At 68.2% G+C, this 24,008-nt stretch carries 28 protein-coding genes; 10 read left to right on the top strand and 18 right to left on the bottom strand.

Annotation, left to right across the window (positions count from 1 at the left end; translation table 11 throughout):
• Window positions 1-3: 3 nt before the first annotated feature.
• The 7 genes from AC5WS7_RS05410 to AC5WS7_RS05380 all read right to left on the bottom strand — a co-directional run bounded on the left by AC5WS7_RS05410 (window position 4) and on the right by AC5WS7_RS05380 (window position 6,401).
• Window positions 4-1,041: an MlaD family protein gene (locus tag AC5WS7_RS05410; protein ID WP_495953198.1), complete on the bottom strand. Its 1,038-nt coding sequence runs from the start codon at window positions 1,039-1,041 to the stop codon at window positions 4-6.
• A complete protein-coding gene (locus tag AC5WS7_RS05405) occupies window positions 1,038-2,345 on the bottom strand; it encodes an MlaD family protein (RefSeq protein WP_495953197.1) in 1,308 nt (435 codons plus the stop codon). Before AC5WS7_RS05405 ends, AC5WS7_RS05410 begins: the two co-directional genes overlap by 4 nt.
• Window positions 2,346-2,377: 32 nt before the next feature.
• Window positions 2,378-2,578, bottom strand: coding sequence for a ferredoxin (locus AC5WS7_RS05400; RefSeq protein WP_495953196.1), 201 nt, complete (start codon window positions 2,576-2,578; stop codon window positions 2,378-2,380).
• Window positions 2,579-2,617: 39 nt separating this feature from the next.
• Window positions 2,618-3,388 (bottom strand): SDR family NAD(P)-dependent oxidoreductase, encoded by a 771-nt coding sequence (locus AC5WS7_RS05395; RefSeq protein ID WP_495953195.1) that lies wholly within the window; start codon window positions 3,386-3,388, stop codon window positions 2,618-2,620.
• 16 nt (window positions 3,389-3,404) lie between these two features.
• Complete coding sequence (locus AC5WS7_RS05390) at window positions 3,405-4,685, bottom strand: cytochrome P450 (protein WP_495953194.1); 1,281 nt, start codon at window positions 4,683-4,685, stop codon at window positions 3,405-3,407.
• Window positions 4,686-4,874: 189 nt separating this feature from the next.
• Window positions 4,875-5,483, bottom strand: a complete 609-nt coding sequence (locus AC5WS7_RS05385) for a TetR/AcrR family transcriptional regulator (protein WP_495953193.1) — start codon at window positions 5,481-5,483, stop codon at window positions 4,875-4,877.
• Between the two features lie 468 nt (window positions 5,484-5,951).
• Window positions 5,952-6,401: a hypothetical protein gene (locus tag AC5WS7_RS05380; RefSeq protein WP_495953192.1), complete on the bottom strand. Its 450-nt coding sequence runs from the start codon at window positions 6,399-6,401 to the stop codon at window positions 5,952-5,954.
• Between the two features lie 398 nt (window positions 6,402-6,799).
• On the opposite strand from AC5WS7_RS05380, the gene AC5WS7_RS05375 reads away from it, so the two are divergent.
• The 3 genes from AC5WS7_RS05375 to AC5WS7_RS05365 all read left to right on the top strand — a co-directional run bounded on the left by AC5WS7_RS05375 (window position 6,800) and on the right by AC5WS7_RS05365 (window position 8,666).
• Window positions 6,800-7,657, top strand: coding sequence for an SCO6745 family protein (locus AC5WS7_RS05375; RefSeq protein WP_495953191.1), 858 nt, complete (start codon window positions 6,800-6,802; stop codon window positions 7,655-7,657).
• 295 nt (window positions 7,658-7,952) lie between these two features.
• Window positions 7,953-8,075, top strand: a complete 123-nt coding sequence (locus AC5WS7_RS05370; RefSeq protein ID WP_495953190.1) for a hypothetical protein — start codon at window positions 7,953-7,955, stop codon at window positions 8,073-8,075.
• Between the two features lie 87 nt (window positions 8,076-8,162).
• The gene (locus AC5WS7_RS05365) at window positions 8,163-8,666 is read left to right on the top strand and encodes a thioesterase family protein (RefSeq protein ID WP_495953189.1); all 504 of its coding nucleotides are present in this window, start codon (window positions 8,163-8,165) and stop codon (window positions 8,664-8,666) included.
• 1 nt (window position 8,667) lies between these two features.
• Here AC5WS7_RS05365 and AC5WS7_RS05360 read toward each other — a convergent pair whose 3' ends face one another.
• From AC5WS7_RS05360 to AC5WS7_RS05345, 4 genes are all read right to left on the bottom strand, one after another.
• The gene (locus AC5WS7_RS05360; protein WP_495953188.1) at window positions 8,668-9,537 is read right to left on the bottom strand and encodes a sulfurtransferase; all 870 of its coding nucleotides are present in this window, start codon (window positions 9,535-9,537) and stop codon (window positions 8,668-8,670) included.
• A 48-nt stretch (window positions 9,538-9,585) separates the two neighbouring features.
• Window positions 9,586-9,921 carry a 4Fe-4S binding protein gene (locus AC5WS7_RS05355; protein WP_495953187.1) on the bottom strand — a complete coding sequence of 112 codons (336 nt, stop codon included), beginning with the start codon at window positions 9,919-9,921 and terminating at the stop codon, window positions 9,586-9,588.
• On the bottom strand, window positions 9,921-11,513 hold the full coding sequence (locus AC5WS7_RS05350; RefSeq protein ID WP_495953186.1) for an FAD-dependent oxidoreductase: 1,593 nt from the start codon (window positions 11,511-11,513) through the stop codon (window positions 9,921-9,923). Before AC5WS7_RS05350 ends, AC5WS7_RS05355 begins: the two co-directional genes overlap by 1 nt.
• Before the next feature lie 277 nt (window positions 11,514-11,790).
• On the bottom strand, window positions 11,791-12,114 hold the full coding sequence (locus AC5WS7_RS05345) for an ArsR/SmtB family transcription factor (protein WP_495953185.1): 324 nt from the start codon (window positions 12,112-12,114) through the stop codon (window positions 11,791-11,793).
• A 99-nt stretch (window positions 12,115-12,213) separates the two neighbouring features.
• Here AC5WS7_RS05345 and AC5WS7_RS05340 point away from each other — a divergent pair, with 99 nt between their 5' ends.
• Window positions 12,214-12,906, top strand: a complete 693-nt coding sequence (locus tag AC5WS7_RS05340) for an alpha/beta fold hydrolase (RefSeq protein ID WP_495953184.1) — start codon at window positions 12,214-12,216, stop codon at window positions 12,904-12,906.
• A gap of 41 nt (window positions 12,907-12,947) precedes the next feature.
• Here AC5WS7_RS05340 and AC5WS7_RS05335 read toward each other — a convergent pair whose 3' ends face one another.
• Entirely contained in the window at window positions 12,948-14,918 is a 1,971-nt protein-coding gene (locus AC5WS7_RS05335) for a heavy metal translocating P-type ATPase (protein WP_495953183.1), read from the bottom strand.
• 97 nt (window positions 14,919-15,015) lie between these two features.
• On the opposite strand from AC5WS7_RS05335, the gene AC5WS7_RS05330 reads away from it, so the two are divergent.
• Together AC5WS7_RS05330 and AC5WS7_RS05325 are read left to right on the top strand one after the other, a co-directional pair.
• A complete protein-coding gene (locus tag AC5WS7_RS05330; protein WP_495953182.1) occupies window positions 15,016-15,378 on the top strand; it encodes an ArsR/SmtB family transcription factor in 363 nt (120 codons plus the stop codon).
• A 118-nt stretch (window positions 15,379-15,496) separates the two neighbouring features.
• The gene (locus AC5WS7_RS05325; RefSeq protein WP_495953748.1) at window positions 15,497-15,943 is read left to right on the top strand and encodes a peroxiredoxin; all 447 of its coding nucleotides are present in this window, start codon (window positions 15,497-15,499) and stop codon (window positions 15,941-15,943) included.
• A gap of 86 nt (window positions 15,944-16,029) precedes the next feature.
• Here the strand turns inward: AC5WS7_RS05325 and AC5WS7_RS05320 are convergent, their stop codons facing one another.
• On the bottom strand, window positions 16,030-16,590 hold the full coding sequence (locus tag AC5WS7_RS05320) for a DUF2165 domain-containing protein (RefSeq protein WP_495953181.1): 561 nt from the start codon (window positions 16,588-16,590) through the stop codon (window positions 16,030-16,032).
• A gap of 117 nt (window positions 16,591-16,707) precedes the next feature.
• A complete protein-coding gene (locus tag AC5WS7_RS05315) occupies window positions 16,708-18,000 on the bottom strand; it encodes a cytochrome P450 family protein (protein ID WP_495953180.1) in 1,293 nt (430 codons plus the stop codon).
• A 58-nt stretch (window positions 18,001-18,058) separates the two neighbouring features.
• Here AC5WS7_RS05315 and AC5WS7_RS05310 point away from each other — a divergent pair, with 58 nt between their 5' ends.
• On the top strand, window positions 18,059-18,376 hold the full coding sequence (locus AC5WS7_RS05310; RefSeq protein ID WP_495953179.1) for a hypothetical protein: 318 nt from the start codon (window positions 18,059-18,061) through the stop codon (window positions 18,374-18,376).
• Here the strand turns inward: AC5WS7_RS05310 and AC5WS7_RS05305 are convergent.
• Entirely contained in the window at window positions 18,353-19,525 is a 1,173-nt protein-coding gene (locus AC5WS7_RS05305; protein WP_495953178.1) for an aminoglycoside phosphotransferase family protein, read from the bottom strand. The genes AC5WS7_RS05310 and AC5WS7_RS05305 overlap by 24 nt on opposite strands.
• A gap of 547 nt (window positions 19,526-20,072) precedes the next feature.
• On the opposite strand from AC5WS7_RS05305, the gene AC5WS7_RS05300 reads away from it, so the two are divergent.
• Window positions 20,073-20,474: a cupin domain-containing protein gene (locus AC5WS7_RS05300; protein WP_495953177.1), complete on the top strand. Its 402-nt coding sequence runs from the start codon at window positions 20,073-20,075 to the stop codon at window positions 20,472-20,474.
• 20 nt (window positions 20,475-20,494) lie between these two features.
• Here the strand turns inward: AC5WS7_RS05300 and AC5WS7_RS05295 are convergent, their stop codons facing one another.
• Window positions 20,495-20,860 (bottom strand): hypothetical protein, encoded by a 366-nt coding sequence (locus AC5WS7_RS05295; protein WP_495953176.1) that lies wholly within the window; start codon window positions 20,858-20,860, stop codon window positions 20,495-20,497.
• Between the two features lie 206 nt (window positions 20,861-21,066).
• On the opposite strand from AC5WS7_RS05295, the gene AC5WS7_RS05290 reads away from it, so the two are divergent.
• Complete coding sequence (locus AC5WS7_RS05290; RefSeq protein ID WP_495953175.1) at window positions 21,067-21,909, top strand: SDR family NAD(P)-dependent oxidoreductase; 843 nt, start codon at window positions 21,067-21,069, stop codon at window positions 21,907-21,909.
• On the top strand, window positions 21,902-22,369 hold the full coding sequence (locus tag AC5WS7_RS05285) for a nuclear transport factor 2 family protein (RefSeq protein ID WP_495953174.1): 468 nt from the start codon (window positions 21,902-21,904) through the stop codon (window positions 22,367-22,369). Before AC5WS7_RS05290 ends, AC5WS7_RS05285 begins: the two co-directional genes overlap by 8 nt.
• A gap of 6 nt (window positions 22,370-22,375) precedes the next feature.
• Here the strand turns inward: AC5WS7_RS05285 and AC5WS7_RS05280 are convergent, their stop codons facing one another.
• Window positions 22,376-23,068 (bottom strand): SDR family NAD(P)-dependent oxidoreductase, encoded by a 693-nt coding sequence (locus AC5WS7_RS05280; RefSeq protein WP_495953173.1) that lies wholly within the window; start codon window positions 23,066-23,068, stop codon window positions 22,376-22,378.
• The gene (locus tag AC5WS7_RS05275; RefSeq protein ID WP_495953172.1) at window positions 23,065-23,961 is read right to left on the bottom strand and encodes an NmrA family NAD(P)-binding protein; all 897 of its coding nucleotides are present in this window, start codon (window positions 23,959-23,961) and stop codon (window positions 23,065-23,067) included. The genes AC5WS7_RS05280 and AC5WS7_RS05275 overlap by 4 nt, the downstream gene beginning before the upstream one ends.
• Between the last annotated feature and the right edge of the window lie 47 nt (window positions 23,962-24,008).

Below are 24,008 nucleotides of genomic sequence, written 5' to 3'. Positions count from 1 at the left end.
GGATCACCTGCACTTGGCCGTATGCTGGACGACTCCGCCCGGAGTCAGCGCGGCGAGAATTCCGGGCACCAGTGGCGACATGCCCGGAGCCAGGGAGAAGGTGACGTCACAGATATCCGCGTCCGCGTAGCCGCCTTCCTGGGTGATGCGCGCCAGCCCCTTCAGAATGAACGGGAGGTTGAAACCCATCACGCCGAACTTGTATTTGTTGTCCAGAAGATGTTGCGCGAAGCCGGGATTCCGGTTCAGGAAGGCATCCAGCGCGGGCTGGTCGGCAGTCGCGATCCGCGATACCCGATCGACCACTCGCGATAGCCTATCCACCGACCCGAGCAGCGAATCCCTGTTCCGTTGCAGCCCTTCGAATATCGCGCGGGTCTGATCGATGACGGTGGTGAGGTTGCCGCTCTGCGCGGCCAGGCCCTTGACGATCGTGGTGAGGTTCGTGATCACTTGCCCCAGCACTTGGTCGGGGCCCGCGAAGGACTGTGCGAGTTCGGTGGTTTCGGCGATCAGGGCGGTGAGTGATCCGTTGTCGCCCTGCAGTGCCTTGATCAGGGCCTCGGTGATGTGGTCGACCGCGCCGCGGTCCAGCGTGCCGAACAACGGCTCGAAACCCTTCAGCAGCTTGGAGATGTCGAAGGACGGTTCGGTGTTCGACAGCGGGATGACCGCTCCCGGACGCAGCGCCTCCGGCGCGCCGCGCGTCCCCTGCGACAGCCCCAGATAGCGCTGACCGATCAGGTTCTGATATGTCACCGAAACTACAGTGGTACCGAAAAGAGTTTGCTCCCGCTGGATTTCGAAACCGACGCGGGCCATCGCGCCGTCGAGCTCGATCGAATCGACCCGGCCCACCCGCACCCCGGCCACCCGGACGTCGTCTCCGGCGCTCAGCCCCGAGACATCGGTGAACATGGCCGAATACTTGGACGTGGCGCCGCTCACACCGCGTTCGAGGGTGACGATCACCGTCCAGGACAGCAGCACGGACACGGCGACGAACACGATAAGCACCAGCAGCGACCGTCGGTAACTCATCGTCCCGCTCCATCCGGCTCGGCGGCCACCGCGACGGTCGCCCCGCGCGCCAGGGGCCCGAACAGAATGTCGGCGGCGGCATTGGGCGTTCCGCCCAGGATGTCGGCGATCTGCTGCTGTTCCGCCGCGCTACCGACCGGTCCGATATCGGTCACCGGCCATTCGGCGGGATGAACTCCGTTGGGCTGCACGCTGTCCGGTGGCCGGTTGCGCGCCGCGGCAGCCTGCGGGGCGGTCGAGCAGCTGGTCCCCGCGAGCATGCCGTAGCGCGGGCAGTCGGCTCGGGTGTACTGCCGGTTCGGGGTCAGCTGCACGATCACCTTCGCGGTCACCCGTTGGGCGCGCGGATCGAAGGTCTGGTTGAATTTCCCGCTCATCCGGATGACCGAACTGCTGATCTGCGGGAAATGACTCGCCCCGTCGCCCAGCACATCCAGGGCGGGCGACAGCTGGGTGGTGCTGGAGATCAGTCGATCGGTGTTGTGGCCCAAGGCGTTTCCGACCGTGTCGAAGGTGTGCACGCCCCCGGTGAGCAGATCGGTCAGCTGCCGCCGCTCCCGCGCGACGGTCAGCATCGGCTCGATGCTGTGGTGCACCGTATCGAGCAGTTCCGGTGCGGCCGAACGCAACTCACGCAATGACGCCGACAGGGAGCCGAGTGTCGACGGTACGGCCTGCACCGATATCACCCGGTTCAGCTCGACGACGATCCGGCGCAACTGCGCCCCCGCCGCTTCGAGCGACTCCCCTCGCCCGGAGGTGGCCTCGGCCAGGGTCTCCAGCATGCCGACGGCGGTATCGGCGCGATCCCGGCCGACCGCGGCCAGGATCCGGCGCAGCTGGTCCAGCGAGGTCTGCAGACGCACCGTGGCCGCACTGCGATCCTGGCGGATCCGCGCGTTGCCGGTCACCGCAGGCGCGGCTCCTTGATAGAGCAATTGGATCGACGGCACGGCGAACACATTGCTGGGCACCACGCGAGCGGTCACCGAACGCGGAATCTGTCCGGCGTATCGCGGATCGAGTTGGATATGAACATCATTCATGCCCGGTTCGGGCGACGGCGCGACCGCGGTCACCGCACCGACTCGAACGCCCAGGTACTTCACGTCGGATTTCACCGGCAGCCCGTCGCCGGCGTCGGCGAGTACGGCGGTGATCGGCACGGTCCGGCGGAACGCGCCGCGCGAGACCGCGACCATCGCCGTGGCGACACCGGCGACGACGACCAGAAAGCAGACGCCGCTGAGCAACAGCCGCAAGGCCGAAGGCCCCCGCCCGTCGGGCTCGAACAGAATCGACACGGCTCACTCGCTCCCGTGCCCGCGACGCGCTCTCATGACGGCGACCCGCCGAGCGAAATCGCCAGTGTCGGGCAGGCATCCACGGCCAGGCGCACCTGCCGCGCGAGGTCCCCGGATGGATTCGCGTCCACGACCGTGGCCAGATCGTCCGCACCGACCTCGAATACGCTCGGCGCGATACTCGCGCACAGTGCGTGACCTTCGCACCTGCGCCGATCGATATGTATTTCCATGACTCCTCCGAAGACCGATCCGGCCGATGCGCCGGCCGTTCAGATGTACAGGCCGCCGTTGACGCCGATGAGCTGCCCGGTCACGAAACCCGCACTCTCCGAACACAAGTACGCGCATGCGGCCGCGACGTCCTCGGGTGTGCCCACCCGGCGCACCGGCGTCATCGGCGCGATGACCTCCACGCCGGGGAAGAATCCCGCTTCGGTCGCCTGCCGCGCCATCGGCGTATCGATGATCGAGGGCGGAATGCTGTTGACGGTGATGCCTTTCGGCGACAATTCCGCGGCCAGCGCCTTGGTCAAACCGATCACGCCACCCTTGGACGCGACGTAGTGCGCCATATTCTTCGCCCCGGATTGCGCGCTGGACGAGGAGATCGTCACGATGCGACCCCAGCCTGCCGAGACCATGTCCGGAACCGCGGCCTGAATACAGGAGAAAGTCCCGTTCAGATTCACCGCCAGGATGCGGTCCCACTGTTCCCGGGTGATCTCCTCGAACGCCGTGTACTCCTCGACCCCGGCACTGGTCACCACGATCTGCACCGGCCCGAAATCCTTGCGCACCAGCCGAACCGCCGCTTCGACCGCGTCGGCGTCCGCGACGTCCACCTGGTACGCGACCGCGTGCAGACCATCCGCGACCAGTTCGGCCGCCGCCTTCCGCGCGGCCTCTGCGCTCGAATCGAACAGCGCTACCCGGTGCGATTCGCGCGCCAGCCTTCGCGCGATCGCCAGGCCGATGCCCGAAGCAGCACCGGTGACAATTGCCACGCGCGACGGATTCCCGCTGTCACTCGTCTCGACCATCGGTATTCCTCGCTCGTCATCTCTCGCCCGTGGCGACCGGTGTGAATTCGATGTGCAACGAGCTGAGCCCGCGCAGCACATAGGTCGGCTCGTATTCGAAATTGCGCGCGCCCGCCGGGCCGTGCTCGGTTTCCGAGATCCGGATGTCCCGCATCCGGTGCAGGATCCGTTCGAAGCTGACCCGAGATTCCAAGCGCGCCAACGGTCCTCCGGGACACGTGTGGATTCCGCGGGCGAACGAGATGTGTTCCCGGGCATTCGGGCGATCCAGGACGAAATCACCCGGATCCTCGAATCGCGACGGATCACGATTGGCGGCCCCGGGCAGCACCATCACCGTGCTGCCCGCCGGAACCTCCACGCCGCCCAGCGTGGTCGCCTGGCAGGCGAGCCGGAAGTCGGTCTTGACCGGCGCTTCCAGGCGCAGACATTCCTCCACGAAACTGCCGATGCCGTCGGGGTCCTCGCGCAGCGCCTGCTGAATGTCCGGATTCTCCGCGAGCACTCGCAGACCGGCGGTCAGCAACTTGGCGGTGGTCTCCTGCCCGGCGGCGAACAGGAACGACGCCAGGTGGACCAGATCGGAGATCTCCGGCAGCGAACCGTCCGGAAACCGCGCGGAAGCCAACGCGGACAACACATCCGCGCGTGGCTCGCGCCGGCGTTGTTCCAGGTAGCCGGTGAAACGGTCGGCCAGGAATTCCAGCGGATTGCCGACCATCACCTCGTCGTCGATCGCGCCCGGCGGCGTGGTGCTGGACAGCACGCGCCGGAAATCGGTGTAGTCCTCCTCCGGCACGCCCAGCAGATTGGCGATCACCAGCATGGCGAACGGCTGCGCGTAGTGGCGCAGGAATTCGATCCGGCCATCCTCGACGAATTCGTCGAGCATGCGATCGGCCTGTACCCACATGAACTCCTCGTTCTCCCGCAACCGTCGCGGCGTGAACAAGGCTTTGAGCAGGTCGCGATGCATGGTGTGCTTCGGCTGATCGAAGGTGACCATGTGCTCGTGCAGCGGGAACGCCTCGCGGTGTTTCTCGATCAGCGCCCCGATATCGCCCTCGGCGGGATCGAACGGCAGGCCCGGGAAGGGCCCGGTCGGGGCGATGCAGCTCGAGAAGGTCCGGTGATCGCGGTAGACCTCCACGGCCGCGTCGTACCCGGTCACCGCCAGCACGCCGTGGTGCGGCTCGCGCGCCACCGGGCACCGGGACCGCAGCGATTCGAAGTAGGGGTAGGGGTTCTCGACAATCGATTTGTCGGTGAAGAAGTCGATCTCATCGAACATGCTCACGACGGACTCCTGGTGAAGAGGCAGCATCGGCACGGTCGCCTGACCTCGCAGTCGCCTTCGTCCCGGCACGCTCTCCGCGGCCGAATGCTCACCAACTGCTCAGCAATGCTGAGCACATGCTTAGCACACCGCGATGAGCGCGGTCAAGGTTCGCGGCCCTGACCAGGGTCGATGAGCGAAGTCCGAAAGTTACTCGTCCCCAACCGTTTCCGCCGGCGGTTCGCCCAGGCGGGACAGGTGGTCACGCACGAAGGCGAGGGTTTCCGCGTGCGCGGTCGTCATTCCGATGGCGCCTTCCAGCGCCATGGTCCGGGACACTCCGGCCATCACGAAGGCGACCACCTCGGGGGGCCAGACATCCGGATCGATGCGGTGTCGCCGCAGCACGGTTCGCACGATCTCGATCTCGGTCTCACGAAAGCGGCGCGAGTAGTCGACCAACGCTTCGCGAATCACCTTGCGATGGTTGGCCAAAGCGACGAACTCCATGGTGAGCGCCCCGCGCGAGGCCGCGTCGAGATCGAACTTCCACAGTGCGCGCAGCGGATCCTTCGCGGCGAGAATGGTCGCCTGCCGCTCGAGTCCCTCCTCGGCGCGCCGCTGGAAGACCGCGAGGAACAGCTCGTCCATGGTCCGGAAGTAGTAGTAGACCAGCTGATACTTCAACCCGGCTCTACGCGCGACATTGCGCGAGCTGACCGCGGCGTAGCCCTCCTCGAGCATGAGCTGTTCCGCCGCATCCAGCAGCACCGTCCGGTTCTTCGCATCGGGCGAACCGATCCGTCGTGTCGATGTCATCGTCCGACCTCCGCATTCCACGTCACCGGAATCCATGATCGCGGCGCACACCCGCCGACGTTCGGCCGGGCACCCGAGCACCGCATTTCCGGCAACGTCACATATCCGTCGTAGCACGTCCGGCTGCGCTCGTTGCACGCCCCGCCGAGCCGGCGACGAGACAACCGGTGAGCGGTCCACCGATCGCGGCGAGATAGCCGGAGACCGCCGAGAGGTCATCGGCATCGTAGGTCAGCCCGATACAGCGGTCGGCACGCATCAGCGCGCGCCGCACCGAGAGCGGCGATGAGCGCAGCAAGTGAGCCGCGATGGCCGCGGTGGACGAGTCGATCTTCGCGCCCCTCGACCACACGGAGCGGGCAGCCCTGCGATCCCTGCTCGACGCGATCGCCGCACAACTTCCGCGGTCGCTCGAAGTATGTACGCCGAGCACACGATTACGTTCCGCCCGGCCGACGACGGGCTCGCTCAGAGCGGATCCGCCGACGGGGATACCGGGATATCGGTCCGGGTGCGTTCGCCGTCTACGCCGGTCCCCGGCCACAGCCCGGCGCACGGGAGTGGCGGCAGGTCGGGATTCAAATCGTGGTCGATGGTGACCGAGGCGTCCGGGTGTGCGCGCATGCGCTCGGCGAATTCCTCGGCGACCGCGTGCGGACACTGGTAGTCCAACTGAATTCCCACCGAACCGAAGACGATGTGCACATGCCGACGCGAGGTACTCAACACATAGCGGCCCGCGTCGACGAGCACCTGCAGGGCCGCGCGTCGCGCTCGGCACTCGGTGCCCGCGCAGGCCCGGTGGCGCTGCATGATTACGTGGGCCTCGGCGACGGTCAGATCATCCGGCCCGGTCCCGCACGCCACATTCCGACCGGGCAGGGATTCGAGCGGGTCGAGGTCCGATTCGTCCTGCACGCGGATGGGTACCGGTGTAGTGGCGACGTCTGCGGGATCGATCGTCGCAGTAGTCGCCCGCGGTACGGCCGGGCTCCCGGAACTCTGGTAACACATATCGTTCTCTGGCAGGGTGACCGGCTTCGCGCGCTCTACGAAGTGCGCTTCCGGCAGGTTTTGCGATGGACGCTACACCTGGCCCGTAGGACTGTCCAGACAGGAGTCCATCGCACTATTCGGTCGACTGGCGTACCGGTTGGTTTTCGGACCGTCGCCAGAATACTCGATTCGTCCCGGATTGCGACCCCGCCGTCCCACTACGTGGAAGGCATGGCCCGCGCCGGGCGCTCGGCCCGGCACGCCGGAGACCGATCGACCGGCCGGGCTGGTCCGCGCCAACGGCCGTTTATGGTGGATCGATGAGCGAAACCTCGCGGCGCATGTGGGAATTGCTGGAGCCGTACCACGCGGTCACGTACTTCGGGCCGGAATCGCAGCAGGCATGCCGAGCGCTCGGGGCCGAAGGCTTCTGGATGAGCTACTTCGCGCTGCGCGCCGCGCCACTGGGGCCGGTGCCCGCCGAGGTGGTCGTCGCGACGTTCTACAACTTCCATCCGCGCAAGGTCGGGCACGCCATCCCAGCCGCCTGGGAGGCCGCCTCCCCCGCGGACTATCTGCGCGCACGCCAGGAGAGCGTCTCACGCATCCTGCACCGCGTACTCGGCGACGAGGTGCGCTCGGATCACCTGGCCGAGGCCGCCCAGTTGGCTCGCACGGCCGCACTCGCGGCCCCGATCGCGGGCCGGGCACTCGGCGCCGCGAACGCCGCCCTGGATTGGCCGGGCGAACCCCATCTGGTCCTGTGGCACGCCCAGACGATCCTGCGCGAATCGCGCGGCGACGCCCACGTCGCCGCACTCCTGGCGGGCGGCCTGGATCCGTGCGAGGCCCTGGTCGCCTTCGCGGCCGACGGCAAGGTCACCGCCGAACGCGTCCGCAGCTCACGCAGCTGGACCGAACCGGAATGGAATTCGGCGACGGACCGTCTCCGCGAACGCGGCCTCCTCGACGACTCCGGCGCCCTGACCCCGGACGGCCACGCGCTGCGCGCCTGGGTCGAGAAGCGCACCGACGAAGCCTCCCAGCAGCCCTGGAAGAGTCTGGGCCACAAGGGGACCGAACGTCTGGCGGAATTGGCCCGGCCGATCGCCCGCACCATCGCCGCCAGCGACGCCTTCACCGAAGACAACCCGATGGGCCTGCCGAAACCCGCGTGAACCAGCCCCCGCACAACCACCGCCGATACGGAACAGCCTGCGCCACACCAGCCCGTTCGGGCAGGCCCGTTTCCGTCGCGACCAGCCGGGTTCGGAAGGTGCGCGCGGGCTCGACCGCGCCGGACGGGGTGTAATCGGCTGCACGGCAGGCGATCCGCGACCGGCCTGCCGCTGTCCTGTTGTCGCCACTGCACCGCCAGTGGCTTATTGCGCTGTGGCACAATCGAAGCCGGGCTTCCTAGGCTTGGGGAAGAGTTCGAGGGAGTCGGCGGTGCGGCAGCGGTTTCTTTTTCTCGTGATAGCGATCATCGTCGCCGCGTCGACCTACGACTACAGCAGAAGCGTCGGGCATTACGGCCTGGTGATCGTGGGCGGGGTGTTCGCGCTGTTCTTGTTGGTGGACAAGGTCCTCGGCTGACCGGCATCGCTCGGCGCGGTGAGCCGGCGACAGCGCACGGCCGCCCCGGTGTGGGCCGGGTCGGTGCGGCTCGGCGAACATGGAGTCATGGCAACTGTGTTACCGACCTTCGAACAGGTCCTCGCGATACCCGATCCGACCGAGGCGACCGTCACCGCGGATCTCATCGATCTGAACGGCCACATGAATATCGTGCACTACCTGTACCAGGGGTCGGTCGGCGCGGACGCGATCATGCAGCGCTCCGGACTCGACCAGTCCTATCGCTCCGAGCGGGGCATGGCCCTGTTCACCGCCGAACACCACCTGGCCTACCTCAGCGAATTGCGCGAGGGTGACAAGTTCTCGGTGCACGCCCGCATCCTCGGACGCACGGACAAGGCGGTGCATCTGATGACGTTCCTGCTCGATCGCAGCCGCCAGCGGCTGTCGAACACCCTCGAGATCATGCTGGTGCACGTCGACCTGACCACGCGCCGCGCGGTCACCATCCCGGACGACATCGCAGCCGGGCTGGACAAGCACATCGCCCAATCGGACGCCCTGGACTGGGCCGCGCCGACCTCCGGGGCGATCGCGTTGCGCCGGTGAATCACGCTGTGGGCGCGGCGATTCGAGCGTTCGGCTCCGCGTCGGTGCTCGTCGCGGCCGACCGCGGCCAGGCGCCGGGAATCAGGGCCGCGTTGATGCCGAGGACGGTCAGTGCGGCGACGCCGAGGGCGGCCAGCACGCCCGAGCCGCAGCAGACTGCCACGGCGCGCGCTTGGTAGACACCGGCTTCGGCGAACAATTCTTCGAGTTCGGTGACGGGACGCAGGAATCCGTGCGCGTCCAGCAGTGCCCGGGCCGGGATGTGCCGCGCCCCCGGGACCGGGTGGTCGATCCGTTCGGTGCGCCGGCCGTATCCGCCTCGGACGTCGATCACGACACCGGCGTCGGGATGGTCGTAAAGGTCGGTGCGGGTGGGTAGTTCACCGTGGCGAAGCTCGTCGTGGGTCAGGTCGATATCACCCGGGTCCGGGTGTGCGGCACCTGTGACGATCCGGTTTCCCGCGGAGGCCCAGGCCGTCAGGCCGCCGTCCAGGATGCGCACCTCGGACGCACCGGCCGCGCGCAGCAGCCACCATGCCCGTGCCGATCCGGCACGATTCCAGTTGTCGTACACGACGATCGGCACACCGTTGCGCGCGCCCCACCGGCGCGCGCCCGATTGCACGATACTCCCGGGCGGAAGCGGATACCGGCCCCGCCCGCGCGGCGAATCAACTGCCAGTTCGGTTTCCAGATCGACGTATACCGCGCCCTCGATGTGACCGAGTTCGTACTCCGCGCGACCGCGTGGCCGATCCGGCCGCCAGCGAACGTCCAGGATCGTCAACGGCTGGCCGAGATCCATCCGGTTGCGGAGTTCCTCGGCCGAGATCACGGTGTCCGATCGGAAAATATCTGCCCGGTAAGTCATTTCAGCCTCCTGGCGATCCTCGTGCGTCGGGGTCCGGCCATTCGGCCGTCATCTGCTCAGCCGCGGCGGTGGACTCGCGGGCAGCACCGGGCCGACCGCGGACAGGCTGCCGGGCCGACGGCCGCGGCCCCAGCCGATCTCGCGCCGATACCGTCCGACATGCTCGACCGGGACCGCTCGACCGGACGGCAGCGGAGTCGATTCCGGGTCCACGTACAACGCGTCGGCCGGGCAGTACGCCTCGCACATGAAACAGGTCTGGCAGTCGGATTGCCGTGCGATGACCGGTATTCCGCCGGGCCCCGGATCGAATACATCGGTCGGGCAGACCTGGATGCAGACGTCGCAGGAGACGCAGCTGTCCGCTCGGACGAGTTCGATCATCACGCCACCGCCGCGACGGCCCGGTGCGGCCGGTCTATCCCGGTCCACACCGTGTCGAGTCCGCCGCTGACGATGTGGTGGTGCTGCGCCGGGTCCTGATCGGGAAAGTCGGCGCGTTTACTCATACCGCGAGATTCGGTGCGCGCCAATGCGGACCGGTACATCAGCCGCCCCACCGCGGTGATCGCCGCCGCACGCCGGGCGCGAACCCGTTCGGGCCCGGCGGCGCCTCCCAGCCCGTCGGCGGCACTGCGCCACACCTCGTCCAAAGCATCCGCCGCACGCTCGATCCGTGCGCCCGTGCGCAGATAGTTCTTCTCCAAGGGCAGCAGCTCCGCTCGGGCCGCGGCGAGGATGTCCGCGGCATCCACGGGATGAGATCCGCTGGGCCGCAATCCCGCTCGTCCCGCACCACGCAGCTTCCCCACCGCGAGCGAGCGGCTGCGCAGCGCATGTCCGGCCGCGCCCCGGCCCGCCCAGGTGCCCGAGGACATCGCCCAGGCGGCATTGTGGCTGCCGCCGCCGGTGAAACCACCGCAGATTCGTTCCCGGGTCGCCGCGTCACCGGCGGCATACAGACCGGGAACCGTTGTCGCGCAGTCATCGTCGACGATGTCGATACCTCCGGTGCCGCGCACGGTTCCCTCCGCGAGCAGGTCCACCTCGAACCGATCGGTGAACGGGTCGATACCGCGGCGATCGAACTGCAGGAAGAAGTTGGGCTGTCCCAGGCGCATCCGGGCCCGCACGGCCTCGTCGGCACGATCGATGGTCGCGAAAACCCGTTCGCGCAACAGGGTTCGCGCGATCACCGAACGCCCGCGCGCCGATCCCGCACCCTCGAGCACCCGCCCGTCCTCGTGGAAGAACGTGGCATATCCGTAGTACGCGGTCTTGGTGATCGTGGACCCCTTCGCCGCGATGCCGTACGCGTTCGAGAACTCCATCCCCGAGAAGCGCGCCCCGGCCTCGGCCGCCATCAGCGCACCGTCACCGGTGTCGACGTTGGTGCCCAGCGCGCGGGACAGGAAGGCGCATCCGCCGGTCGCGAGGACGACCGCGCCGGCGTGGATCCGGTAGTCCCGGTCCGCCCGCAGCAGATGTCCGGCGGCGCCGCGCACCGTGCCGGCCTCGTCGACCAGCAACTCCAGTGCGGGTGCGTGATCGATGATGCGGATTCCCTTCCGCCGCACCCAAATACGCATGCGCCGCATATATTCCGGGCCTTGCAGTCCGGTGCGGATCTGGTGTCCGCTGTCCGGGTCCACCGGAAACGGATAGCGCCCCTCACGCGCCAGCCGCTCCATGTTTCCGTAGGTCTGGTCGAGCACCCGGTCCATCCAGTGCTGCTCGGCCAGATATCCGCCCAGTTCCTCCCGGCTCGCCTTCGCCGCCGCGCGAGCGGCCGGATCGGGTGCCACGTACCACACCCCGGTCCCCGCCGGCGCGGTCGCGCCGCTGGTGCCGCAGTAGCCCTTGTCCACCAGCACGACCTCCGCGCCGGTCTCCCGCGCCGACAGCGCGGCCCAGCACGCGGCCGGCCCGCCGCCGATCACCAGGACATCGGTGCGGATCTGTTCCGGATCGCTCATCTCACTCACTCCTTCGATGCGAATCGGATCGCCGCGCTTCAGAAATGTCCGGCGCCGGGCAGGACCGCACGGTCGGCCACCTCGGCGCGCCGCCGCATGGTCGGCCACGGCACACCACGGGTCACCCCGTGGTGTGCCACTCGGCTCTCAGTTCGGTTGCGGGACAACCGGTGTCCATCTTCGGCGGCGAGAGGGCCGCGGGAAATCCTTACGATCACGACGATTCTTCGTCGCGTGCCGGCCTACCCGGACCTCCGCGGCCGCGCCCGACTCCGATTCATCCTTCGCCCCACGACTCACCGCGGCTCGCGGCGATGATGCTGCTGAGCACCCCCGGGTACCGGCTCTCCAGCTCCGCACCGCGCAGTTCGTGGCGGCGGCGACTGCCCTCCGGACTGACCCGCACGACCCCCGCCTCGCGCAGCACCTTCAGATGGTGCGACAGCGTGGACATGCTCACCGGCACGTCGAATCCGCCGCAGATCACCCCGCCCGCCTCGGCGAGCTGGCGCACCACCCGCAGCCGGATCGGATCGGCCAGCGCGTCGAGCACGGTCGGCAGATCGGTCGACTCGATCGTCGGATGGTTCAGAGCACGCACCCGGCCAGCCTAGCGATATTTCGATCTTTTGACACTCATCGAAATCTGGCCCATGATTTCGATACACATCGAAATGAATGACCCGACTGGAGTTCGAAGATGGCACGGTTGCACGTACAGGAGTGGGGCAACGGAGATCGGGTCGCGCTGCTGATCCACGGCCTGTCGGGAAGTTCCCGGTCGTGGTGGCAGGTCGGCCCCGCGCTGGCCGAGCGCGGATACCGCGTCCTCGCACCTGATCTCGCCGGGCACGGACTCAGCCCGCGGGGTACGTACAGCCGCGAGCGGTGGGCCGACGACCTGCTCGAGGCCGCACCGGACAACGTCGAACTGGCGATCGGACACTCACTGGGCGGCGTCCTGCTGGCCATGATCGTCGAACATCTGCGGCCCCGGCGCGCGGTCTACGAGGACCCGGCCTGGTACCCGGGCGATACCTCGTTCAGCGCCGCTCAGCCGGCGATCCGGGCGATGAAGCACCGGGACGCCGCGTACCTGCGTTCACTGTCCCCACGGTGGAGCGAGGCGAGCATACGGGCCAAACTCGACGCCCTCGCCGCCTGGGACCCCGAGACCACACGCATGCGCTACCTCGAAACCGCTTACGCGCCAACATCTCCCGTGGTGCCTTCGCTCATCGTGCCGGCCGGCCCGAGCGCGTTGCTTCCGCCGCCGCTGGTACGGGAGTATCGGGCGGCCGGCTTCGAGACCCGCACCGTCCCCGGCACCGGCCACAGCGTCCACTCCGACGACTTCGAGGGGTTCCTGACCGCACTCGACGGATGGGCCTGATTCGCCGCCCTCGATCGTCGAGGCGGCCGGGATGCTCGTGGTCAGCGGGTGGTTCGGACCGCCCGCGCCCACGCCGCGCCCCGCAGCAGCCGCAGACCGTTCAGGCCGACGATGACGGTGGAGCCTTCGTGGCCGGCCACGCCGAGCGGCAGCGGCAGTGTGCCGAACAGATCCCACAGCACCAGGATCCCGATGAAGGTGGCCGCGATGATCAGATTGGCGACCACGACGCGACGGGCTCGCCGGGACAGCGCGATCACGGCGGGGACGGTGGTGAGATCGTCCCGGACCACGACGGCGTCCGCGGTCTGCAGGGTGAGATCCGAGCCTGCGCCGCCCATGGCGATGCCGGAGTGCGCCGTGGCCAGCGCAGGGGCGTCGTTGATCCCGTCACCGATCATCGCGATCCGCGTCCCGTCGGCCTGCAGGGCGCGCACCGCCTCCACCTTGTCCTCGGGTAGCAGATCGGCCCGAACGTCGCCGATGCCGACCTGTTCGGCCAGGCGGGCGGCGGTGACCGCGTTGTCCCCGGTCAGCAGTACCGGGGAGCCACCGGTCACGCGCGCGGCGGCGGCGACGGCGGCCTCGGCCTCAGGACGCAGCCGGTCGCTGAGAACCAGCACGCCGATCGGCCGGTTCTCACAGGTCACCACCACGGCCGTGAAGCCGCGGGCCTGGGCGTCGGTCACCGTCGCGGCGGCGGCATCGAACCCGGCGAGCCCGGCGGGCGGCGCGGTCATCGATCCGACACCGACGCGTCGCCCGGCGACCAGCGCCGAAACACCGCTACCGGGGTGGGCGGTGAATTCGTCGACCGCGGGCAGGTCGAGCCCGCGCGCGCGGGCGGCGCGCACGACCGCCGCGGCGAGCGGATGTTCGCTCGGATGCTCTACCGCGGCGGCCGGCCGCAGGATCTCATCTTCGCTGAAAGATGTTCCCACGCCATGGATTTCGACCAATTCCGGGGTGCCGTAGGTGAGCGTGCCGGTCTTGTCGAACACCACCCGGTCGACACTGCCGAGCTGTTCCATCACCACCGCGGATTTGGCCAGCACGCCGTGCCGGCCGGCGTTGGCGATCGCCGCCAGCAACGGCGGCATGGTCGCCAGCACCACCGCACACGGCGAGGCCACGATCATGAATGTCATCGCGCGCAACAACGCCCGTTGCACGGAATCGCCCGCCAGCAGCGGGATCACGAATACCGCGATCGTCACCGCCACCATGCCGAGCGAATACCGTTGCTCGACCTTCTCGATGAACAGCTGGGTGCGGGCCTTGGTCCCGGCGGCCCGATCGACCAGGGCGGCGATCCTCGCGACCACCGAATCCTGTGCGCGCCGGTCCACGCGGATGCGCAATGTGCCCGTGCCGTTGAGGGTTCCGGCGAAGACCTCGTCACCGGTGGTCTTGTCCACCGGCAGCGGTTCGCCGGTAATGGTGGCCTGATCGACCTCGCTGCCGCCGCCGATCACGGTGGCGTCGGCGGCGACCCGCTCGCCCGGACGCACCAGTACGACATCGCCCACCTCGAGGTCGGCCACCGCGACCGTCTCGTCCGCACCGCCGGCGCCGACGCGGGTCGCGGTCTCGGGCGCCAGATCCAGCAGTCCGCGCACCGAGTCCTCGGTGCGCGCGGTCGCCAGGGCTTCCAGGGCGCCCGAGGTGGCGAAGATGACGATCAGCAGCGCGCCGTCGGTGATCTGGCCGATCGCCGCCGCGCCGATCGCGGCGACCACCATCAGCAGATCCACATCCAGGGTCCTGTCCCGCAGGGCTCGCAGTCCGGCCAGGCCCGGCTCCCACCCGCCCGCGACGTAGCAGGCCAGGTAGAGCGCCCACCACGACCAGGCCGGCGCACCGGCCAGCTGCGCCGTCAACCCCAGCAGGAACAGCACCGTAGCCGCTGCGGCCCAACGCATCTCCGGCAAAGCGAACAGTTTCGTGCGCCGCACCGGCATCCGGCCGGCGGCCGGGGCCGGGCGGGCCGCGGTAAGCATCGGTGTGGCCACGAATCACCTCCAGGAACGGGTACTGCCAACCGGGCCCACCATAACAGAAAATATGAAGACGTCTTCATGTGTTATCGCGGGAGTAAACTGCCTCGGCATGGGACACGGAGTCGAAGGACGCGACCGCCCCGTGACGCGCCTGGACGCCGATGCCGCCGCCCACGTGGCCAATACCCTGCAGGCCCTCGCCACGCCGAGCAGGCTGCTGATCCTCACCCAGTTGCGCCAGGGCCCCCTGCCGGTGACCGAACTCGCCGACGCGGTCGGCATGGAACAGTCCGCGGTCTCCCACCAGCTCCGCCTGCTGCGCAATCTCGGCCTGGTCGTGGGCGCCCGCACCGGACGCAGCATCATCTACAGCCTCTACGACAACCACGTCGCCCAGCTTCTCGACGAGGCCGTCTACCACAGCGAACACCTCCGCCTCGGGCTCAGCGACCGGCCCGAAACAGCCGGCTGAGCGGGTCGCCGAGGAGCCGCTTACGCGGCCGTGGTGCATCATTCAAGTGCACGATCCACCCGGCCGGGCGGCGCCGGCCGCACCCCGGACCGACAACCGGAGCCCAGGAGAACCGATGCTGCAAGTAGGCGACACCGCGCCCGATTTCGAACTGTCCGATCAGCACGGCGAGTCCGTACGACTGGACACAGTTCTGGAGAAGGGAGCCGTGGTGTTGTTCTTCTATCCGGCCGCGCTCAGCCCGGGATGCACCCGGGAGGCATGCCATTTCCGCGATATCGTCAGCGAGTTCGCCGACCGCGGCGCGACGGTCCTGGGTATCAGCGCCGACGATGTGGCCAAGCAGAAGCGCTTCGACGACGCGCACAAGCTGGGCTATCCGCTGCTGGCCGATGTCGGCGGTGCGGTCGCGCGGGAGTTCGGGATCAAGCGGCTGATTCCCGGCCTGCCCGCCAAGCGCGCCACCTTCGTCATCGGGCCCGGCAAGAAGATCCTGGCCGCGGTGCACAGCGAGGTCAACATGAACGTGCACGCCGACAAAGCCCTTGCCGCCCTTGCGAAGTAGCCGCACCGCCCGATGAGCGGGCCGGTCACCGTGCGGCGGCGGGGAACACGCGGCCGCCCGGTGATGGCAACCTTCGACCGGCCCGTCTACTCGCCGGAATTCGTTGAGCTGGAGAGTGTTTCGCGTCGATCGGGCAGATGTACCAGGATCAGGCCGACGGCGGCGATCAGGAAGTTCTGCAGTGCGGCCGAGGACGCGTCGACCTGCTTGTTCGCCCACATCCGGAACCACTCCCCCGCCACGGTCAGGAATCCGCCGACGAACAGCAGCGTCACCATGGTCCAGCCCAGGCTCGCCAGCTTCGCCGAGGTCACCAGGCCGGCTCGCCGGCCGCGGGCCAGACCCCACCAGCCGTTCGCCGCCGCGGCCAGCAGCACGATGGCGATCAGGTACTCCCAGATCACGATCAGGATGTAAGCGATCAACGCGACGCTGCCGTTGGTCACCGACCGCCAGTCGGTTGCCGGATTGTGAATGGTGCGGCGCATGGAGAACACCTCGGCCACCGCGTGCCGGTTGGTATCGGTGTCGGTGCAGTTGGTCACCGCGACGATGAGATAGTAGATCCCGGTAATCGTCGCGAGCACCAGCACCGCCATCTCACGACTACTCACCACGTCGAGAAATCGCTTGCTGGGCAGGCTCATTCGTTCAACCTTCCGATTGCTGAGGAGAACTTGCGGACGCAGCATCGTAGCCACGTCCGGGCCCGCTTACCGTTGCTGACAACAGCCGCCGTCCGGGCGGCAGGATGAGCGAGCGGCTCAGGGCAGCAGAATGTGCTCGTTCCGCACGTTCAGCGGTGCGGTGGCCGGGAAGGTGACCGGCAGTGCGGTCAGGGCGCGGTGGAACGGGCCGGGGCGCCAGGAGGGTTCGCCCTCGGAGGTGTCGAGGCGGATTTCGGGAAGAGCGTCAAGGAGTTGATCGATGGCGTCCTGGGCGATCAGGTAGGCCAGCGACTGGGCCGGGCAGGCATGCGGGCCGATACCCCACGCCAGGTGAGCGCGGTTTCCGGTCAGATCGGCCGAGCGGATCGCCGGATCGTTGTTGCAGGCGGCCATGCTGATCACCACCGGCTGATGCGCGGGCAGCCAGACGTCCTCGATCAGGATCGGCTGCCGTGGGTAGCTGACCAGGAAGTTCGCCAGCGGCGGGTCGTTGAACAGCACCTCGTCCAGCGCGTCGCGCGAGGACAGATTGCCGCCCAGCACACTGCCGCCGAAGCGGTCGTCGGCCAGCACCAGCAGCAGGGTGTTGACGATGAAGTTCAGCTCGAACTCGATCCCGGTTCCGTACACCTGCGAGACGTGGTGCGAGACCTCCACATCGTCCAGCCCCGACGGGTGCTGCTGCAGTGTCGAGGTGATGTCGTTGCCCGGCGTGTTCCGCTTGAGGGTCACCAGATCCATCAACGCCTGGCCGAGCATCTGACTGCCCTTCTCCGCGTCCACCCCCTCGAGCATGGCCGCGGTCCCGGCGGCGACCTGCCGGCCGATCTCCGGCGGGCAGCCGAGCATCGCGTTGACCACCTCGAATACCAGGGGGTACACGTACTGGCTGATCAACTCCGCGCGGCCCTCCTGGCAGAAGCCGTTGATCAGCGGGATCGCGATCTCCTCGACGATATCGTGCATGGCGTACAGATCCACCGCCTGCACGCTGGCGGTGATGGCGCGCCGGTACCGGACGAATTCGGCTCCGGCGCAACGACTCGCCATCGGACGCCATTCCAGCAGCGGCAGGATCGGGCAGTCCTGCGGCACCGTGCGCTGCCACGTTCGCGGATCGGCGGGAAAGTGTTCGGGATCGTTCAGGATGCGCACCGCCGCGCGATATCCGACGACCAGCGTCGCCGGAACACCGGGAGCCAGTTCGACCGGAGCCAGCGAGCCGTACCGCTGCCGCATCTCGGCGTAGAACCGGTGCGGGTCGTCGGCGAATTCGGGGGTGTGCAGCGGAACTCGGGGACCGTTGTTATCGGTCGGTGAACCATGGGCGCGTGAATCGTGGGCGACGGGGCACGATCTGGCGTGCTCCTGGGACTGCGGCGTACTCAACGACAACTCCAGACTTTTCGGATTTCACATCTGCTGCAGTACTGCACCGGGTCGAATCATGGCTGCGGCGTTCATCATCGAACGCTCCCGGCAACGACCGATCGATGGTACAGCCCGGTCCGCAACTATGCGCAAAGGCATGAAAACCGGCCTGCCGGAATCTTTTTCCGTCTTGTCGCGTCATATCAGCAAATGTGCAGGTACCGGTGCCGCGCGGGGCGCTCACCGCACCACCCGCACTGTCTCCATTGCGACCGATGGCCGATATGCGCAGGGGCGCAAGATCTTTACATCGAACGGCATCGGCGCATCCGCATGTCGCGGATGCGCCGATACCGTCGCGCAAGAAAATTCAGACGCCCAGCGCACCCAGTGAATCGTGATCGTCGATCGCGGTGGTGATGCGTTTCAGCAACGTCAGGCAGGTCTCGTTCGACTGCATCCGCGGCTGATACGCGGCCCGCCCGATCGTGAAAGCCCAAGCGGCATAAGCGAACATCGACTGCTGCCGATACAGCAGCCAAGCGTCGTCGAACGCGGGAGCCGCGCCTCCGGCCCGCGCCAGCTCCTCCAGATACACCTGCAGCAGTTCCCGGTCCCAGGCACGCCGATCCTCGGGCTCACAGCCGGAGTTGACCGTGTAGGCGAAGTCGTGCGCCCAGCCGCCGCGCATCACCACCTGCCAGTCGACGTAACCCATCCGGCCCTCGCCGGTCCGGTACGTCTGCCCGATGTGCGGATCGCCGTGCAGCAGCGTCGCGGGCATGTCCTCGGTCGCGATCGCGATGGCCCGCTCGACACCGGCCCACAGCCGGTCCGCCTGTCCGTGCAGCGTCTCGGGGACGACCTCCTGCGCCCGGCCCAGGCCGACCTCGCAGCGTTTGCGCATATCGATCGCGGCGAGGTAGGCATCGAGCATGTAGGCCGGGGTGTTGAGCACCTCGATCGCCGGATTCTCCCAGAACGTCCCGTGCAGCCGGGCGAGATTGCGCACCAGATCCTCGATCTGCGCGCGCGCGATCGGTGCGGTCGGCTCGCTGAACACCGCGCCCCGGGTGGCGGCGATATCCTCCATCAGCGCGATCGACCGCCAGGACGCCGGGTCCGAGGCACCCCAGTAGCCGATCGGCGCCTCCATATCCACGCGCGGCCGGAAATCCTTGAAGAACCGGGTCTCGCCGTCGATCATCTTGCCGCCGCCCAGCAGAATGCGCTGACTGAACGCTGTCGTCGTCTTCGCGAACAGCTCGCGCGGCAAGCCCGCCTCGTTCCCGGCATCGTTGTACTCCACCCGGATCGCCACGCGCGTGGAGGTGCCCCGGCTGCCGTTCGAGGTGTCGAAGGACAGCACTTTCGCGTCCGGGACCTCGCGGCACAGCACGGCGGTCAGCCATTCGGGCGCGACGGACTCGCCGGAGACCGGAACATCCTGGAGCGAACGAGCTTTCGGCCGCGTGACGGCCTCGCCGGCCATATGGGCACCGACGGTGACCGATCGCCCGAGCAACCAGAGCTTGTGGTTCATGCGCTTGCCTCGATTCCGAACTACGACAACACTGACGCGCCCCGCCGACCCCCGCCGGTCGGCGCTCGCAGACAGTACCCCATGAGTCCGGAATACGTTGCCCGACAATGCTCTTGCGCGGCAATTACCGCCTTCGCGGTACGGCTTCCCACCGCCGGCAATCGCGTACATACGAAATGCGCAGCGCCACCGACTACGAATTCAACTGCCGCACAGCTGAATTGAATGAACAAGCACTTTGGGCCAACGCCCCGCAGCCCGGCAGGTGTGCGAAAATCTCCCGCCCCGTGGAACGCGTACGGCTCGCGGCGGGTTCGGCGGCCAGCACACTGCCTCCGAAGATCCACACCGAGCCCGCCCTGGCCGCATAGGATCTCGTGGCGATTTCACCCGGTCCAGCCCGTCGCCGCGGTCCATCCGATCCTCACCATGAGCTTCGACGATTCGAGAATTTGGCTCCCAGGAACAGAAACCATGTTCTACCTTCAGTGAGAGTCGCGATCTACCCACAGTCGGGAGGGACCGCGTCGACGGAAGGGAGCCGACCATGCCGCACGCACGCCCCCAGGATCTGCCACCCGGCGGAGGCGGCCGCTGGCCGCGCAGCGGCCAGGGGTTCAGCTCGGAACGCTGGGGCGATATGGAGGTCGGCTTCACCCGCGCGGCCGGCGCGCGCGACTGCACCGAGCTGTACCGCGCCGGTGGCATGCCCGGCGGCGTATGTCCTTGTCCGCATTACGGTTACATCTTCTCCGGAACCATCCGGGCCACCTACCCCGGCACCGACCTCCCCGACGAGACCGCCACCGCGGGCGAAGCGTACTTCTTTCCCGCAGGCCATGTCCTGATCTACGAGGAGGCCACCGAGGCACTCGAGATCAACCCGGCGTTCGCCCTGGGACAGTGCATGGACGCCATCGAACGAGCCGCCGCCCGCGGCGCGAAGTGACTGCCCGGCCCCGCTCGGGTTCAGCTCGAATACCTTGTCCGGCAGACAGGTTCAGCTGTCGTACCTGGCCGCCGTAGCGGCAGGTGCCGCAAGGCGTTGGCGGTGCTCGCGGCGCCTACCGCCGAGCTTTCCTGCCGGCTCGGTCGGGTGTCGAAGATCTGGCTGCCGCCGTCGCGGCATTCCGCGCAGCCGTGGGCGAGTCCGGCGGCGGCCGGACCGCTCCAGGCGGCCGCCGTCAGGTCGGCGAGTTCCCGCTCCATCGAATCCGGTGCGTGGCGCAGGGTTACCGCCTGATCGTCGGCGTCGCCCCCCATCTCCGCGACCTCGCCGGGAACCATCGCGATCGGGCGTTCCGGAGGGCTCCCCGTGTGCTGCCATACATCCACGGGTATGCCTCGCCGAATCCGCCCATGGCGCCATCGAACAGGGGGCACAACCGTTTTCGGCTGCCGCCCCACCGCATTCGCCCGGTGTGCCGTCTCCGAACCGGTCCGATCGCGCCACTGCGCGCGGCAGGCGCCCGAGTGCACCGAAATCTCGGTCACCGGAACGCAAGGTGTCTCGGACGGTTCGTCGCGCGACACTGGCGCTCATGAGTGTTGACGCGACTGCCCCGCCCGAACCGGATCTGTCGAGATACGGTCCGTGGGCGGTGATCGCGGGCGGGTCCGAGGGGGTCGGGGCGGAATTCGCGCAGCGGCTCGCGGCCGGCGGAGTGAATGTGCTGCTGGTTGCGCGCAAGCCGGGGCCGCTGGCGCGGGTCGCCGAGTCCTGTCGTGCCCTCGGGGTCGAAGCGCGCACGCTCGCGGTCGATCTCACCGAGGGCGGGGTCGAGTCCGTGATCGCCGCGACAGCCGATCTCGAGGTCGGTCTGCTGATCTGCAATGCCGGGGCCAATACGCACAGCACCGAATTCCTGGACGGCGACCTGCGCGAGTTCGGGCGCGTGATCGAGCTGAATCTCACCGCGACGCTCGCGCTCGTCCAGCATTACGGCCGCCGCATGCGGGACCGGCAGCGCGGCGGAATTCTGCTGGTCGGATCGCTGTCCGAATACGCGGGTTCGGTGCGGCACACCGTTTACGGCGGGGCCAAGGCATTCCTGCGGATCTTCGGCGAGGGACTGTGGCTCGAACTGCGCGAGCACGGCGTCGACGTGCTGACGCTGGTTCTCGGCCTCACCCGCACTCCGGCCATGGAACGCGTCGGACTGAACTTCGACGCCCCGGGCATGGTCGTGTCCGAGCCCGCGGACGTGGCGCGAGAAGGGTTGGCGCATCTGGCGCACGGCCCGGTGCGCGTGGTCACCGGTAACGAGAAGTCCGTCGCATGGCGCACCGGACCGGACCGGGCGAGGATCGTGTCGACCACACACCAAGCCATGACCCGGCTGATGAACCCCGAACCGTCCGGTGACGGGGCCCGCCGTGGATGACGCGTTGCGCCGCCTGGAACAGCGCCTCCAGCGCGTCGAGGACGAACTCGCCGTGCTGCGCCTGCTCACCTCGTACGGACCGCTCACCGACGCGGGCAGCGCCGAGGCCGCGGACCTCTGGACCGAGGACGGCGAATACGACGTCGACGGCCGGCGCATGCGCGGCCGCGACGAAGTACGCGCGATGCTCCGATCCGATGCGCACCAGAAGATCATCGGCACCGGCAGCGCACACTTCTTCGGCCCGCCCAGTATCAGCGTCGACGGTGACGAGGCCGTCGCGGTCTGCGAATCGATTCTGGTGCGCCACAACGACAACGGGCCCTACATCTGGCGCGCCGGTGCACACCGCATCCGGTTGCGCCGCACCCGCGACGGCTGGCGCATAGTGCACCGGCTCAGCCGCCGGCTGGACGGCAGTGCTGCGACACGCCGGGTGCTCAGCGGCTCGCGCGACTGACCGCTCCTACCAGGGAACGACTTCGTCCCGGTAGTTCACGAAACGCAGGCCGCCCTCGCCGCGATGGCGTTCGAGGGTGTCGACGACGCCGGGGATGGACTCATCGATGCGCAGCGGGGCGTGCGGGCCGCCGAGCCCGGTGCGCACGTGCCCCGGGCACATCGCCACCACGGTGTGCGCGGCGTCGCGGTACCGGGCGGCATAGCCGCGCATCAGCTGGTTCAGAGCGGATTTACTGGCCCGGTAGAGATCCTGGCCGCCCGTGGTGTTCAGGGCGATACTGCCCTGACGCGAGGACATCACGCCGATGGTGCCGGTCGGCGCGACCAGCGAGCGCAGCGCTTCGAGCACGCGCATCGGGCTCAGCGCGTTGGTGAGCATCACCTCGGCGAACATCTCCTCGGGCACCTCGCCGATCGGGATGTCGCCCCGCGCTATCGCGGCATTGACGAACAGCAGATCGAGAGTGCGACCGCAGAGTCGTTCACGGAGCGCCGAAACCTGTTGCGGCTCGGTGATATCCAATGTCTCCACGGTGACCCGGCCAGCGGATCCCTCGGCCAGTTCGGGTAATCCGGTGCGCTGCTCGGCACGCACCGTACCGATGACGTTCCAGCCTCGCCGCGCGTACTCCGCGGCCAGCGCCAGGCCCAGACCGCGTGACGCGCCGACGATCAGCGCCGTGCGGTCCTCGCTCATGCCCGCACCGCCGGCGCCAGCACCCGATCGCACCATTCCCGGAAGCTGGTCGGGGTCGAATTCCGCGGAGTTCGGGGCACGCCCTCGTTGAGGCCGTCGTCCACCGCGCGCATCATGTCCAGGTAGCCCTGCACGATCGGCTCCGGGAGCCCGTATCCGGTCAGCGAGTCCCGCAGCTGCTCGAAGGTCTGCCGCTCGTAGCGGATCGGGCGGCCCAGTACCTCGGACATGGTGTGCGCCATGTCATTCGGCGACAGGTCCGCCGGGCCGAGCACCGGGACTTCACCGGTTCCGGTCCAGGACCGGTCGAGCAACAGCCGCGCGCCGACCGCGCCGATATCGCGGGTGGCGGCCAGGGGCAGCCGGTGGTCCGGAGCGATGGTGTCGGTGAACAGTCCCTGATCCCGGATCGAATTCACTTGCCGCAGCAGGTTGTCCATGAAGGCCGGGTTCGCCAGCGCGCGATGGGCGACGCCGGTGCTCGCGATCAGGTCGTCCATCGCCAGCGAGGCGGTCACGTGACCGGCGCGGCCCGCGGCGGCGGTGCCGCGCCCGAGCGCCGAGACGCTGACGACGTGTCCGACACCGTGCGCCGCGAACGCCTCGGCCGCGGGCCGGGTGAACCCGGAGTACATGGCCTCCAGGCTCGGCGCGCGCGGGTCCGACGGCACCAACCAGAAGACCGCGTCCGCACCCGCGAACGCGCGGTCCAGCACCTCGCGGTCACCGTGCGAACCGGCGACGACCTCGACCCGCTCGCGGACCGCAGCGGGCAGCCGGCCCGGGTCGCGCACTATCACGCGCACTTTCTCTCCGCTCGTATCCTGCTGGGCGACAACGATTTCCAGTACCCGGCTGCCGATCTTGCCGGTGGGAGTGGTGATGACGATCATGCTTCGAGTCTCGGTATCCGCGCGCGAACGGTCCAATACCCTTGCCG

This window comes from Nocardia sp. PLKS1-43 (assembly GCF_059510335.1).
Note: the sequence above shows the minus strand (reverse complement) of the source record. Positions and strands in the feature narration are given on the sequence as shown.

Bases quoted from the DNA above. Each gene is read 5' to 3' on its own strand.
- AC5WS7_RS05410 (WP_495953198.1), bottom strand. From the start codon at position 1,041: ATGAGTTACCGACGGTCGCTGCTGGTGCTTATCGTGTTCGTCGCCGTG.
- AC5WS7_RS05400 (WP_495953196.1), bottom strand. From the start codon at position 2,578: ATGGAAATACATATCGATCGGCGCAGGTGCGAAGGTCACGCACTGTGC.
- AC5WS7_RS05395 (WP_495953195.1), bottom strand. From the start codon at position 3,388: ATGGTCGAGACGAGTGACAGCGGGAATCCGTCGCGCGTGGCAATTGTC.
- AC5WS7_RS05385 (WP_495953193.1), bottom strand. From the start codon at position 5,483: ATGACATCGACACGACGGATCGGTTCGCCCGATGCGAAGAACCGGACG.
- AC5WS7_RS05375 (WP_495953191.1), top strand. From the start codon at position 6,800: ATGAGCGAAACCTCGCGGCGCATGTGGGAATTGCTGGAGCCGTACCAC.
- AC5WS7_RS05365 (WP_495953189.1), top strand. From the start codon at position 8,163: ATGGCAACTGTGTTACCGACCTTCGAACAGGTCCTCGCGATACCCGAT.
- AC5WS7_RS05360 (WP_495953188.1), bottom strand. From the start codon at position 9,537: ATGACTTACCGGGCAGATATTTTCCGATCGGACACCGTGATCTCGGCC.
- AC5WS7_RS05355 (WP_495953187.1), bottom strand. From the start codon at position 9,921: ATGATCGAACTCGTCCGAGCGGACAGCTGCGTCTCCTGCGACGTCTGC.
- AC5WS7_RS05350 (WP_495953186.1), bottom strand. From the start codon at position 11,513: ATGAGCGATCCGGAACAGATCCGCACCGATGTCCTGGTGATCGGCGGC.
- AC5WS7_RS05340 (WP_495953184.1), top strand. From the start codon at position 12,214: ATGGCACGGTTGCACGTACAGGAGTGGGGCAACGGAGATCGGGTCGCG.
- AC5WS7_RS05330 (WP_495953182.1), top strand. From the start codon at position 15,016: ATGGGACACGGAGTCGAAGGACGCGACCGCCCCGTGACGCGCCTGGAC.
- AC5WS7_RS05320 (WP_495953181.1), bottom strand. From the start codon at position 16,590: ATGAGCCTGCCCAGCAAGCGATTTCTCGACGTGGTGAGTAGTCGTGAG.
- AC5WS7_RS05310 (WP_495953179.1), top strand. From the start codon at position 18,059: ATGGCTGCGGCGTTCATCATCGAACGCTCCCGGCAACGACCGATCGAT.
- AC5WS7_RS05305 (WP_495953178.1), bottom strand. From the start codon at position 19,525: ATGAACCACAAGCTCTGGTTGCTCGGGCGATCGGTCACCGTCGGTGCC.
- AC5WS7_RS05300 (WP_495953177.1), top strand. From the start codon at position 20,073: ATGCCGCACGCACGCCCCCAGGATCTGCCACCCGGCGGAGGCGGCCGC.
- AC5WS7_RS05290 (WP_495953175.1), top strand. From the start codon at position 21,067: ATGAGTGTTGACGCGACTGCCCCGCCCGAACCGGATCTGTCGAGATAC.
- AC5WS7_RS05280 (WP_495953173.1), bottom strand. From the start codon at position 23,068: ATGAGCGAGGACCGCACGGCGCTGATCGTCGGCGCGTCACGCGGTCTG.
- AC5WS7_RS05275 (WP_495953172.1), bottom strand. From the start codon at position 23,961: ATGATCGTCATCACCACTCCCACCGGCAAGATCGGCAGCCGGGTACTG.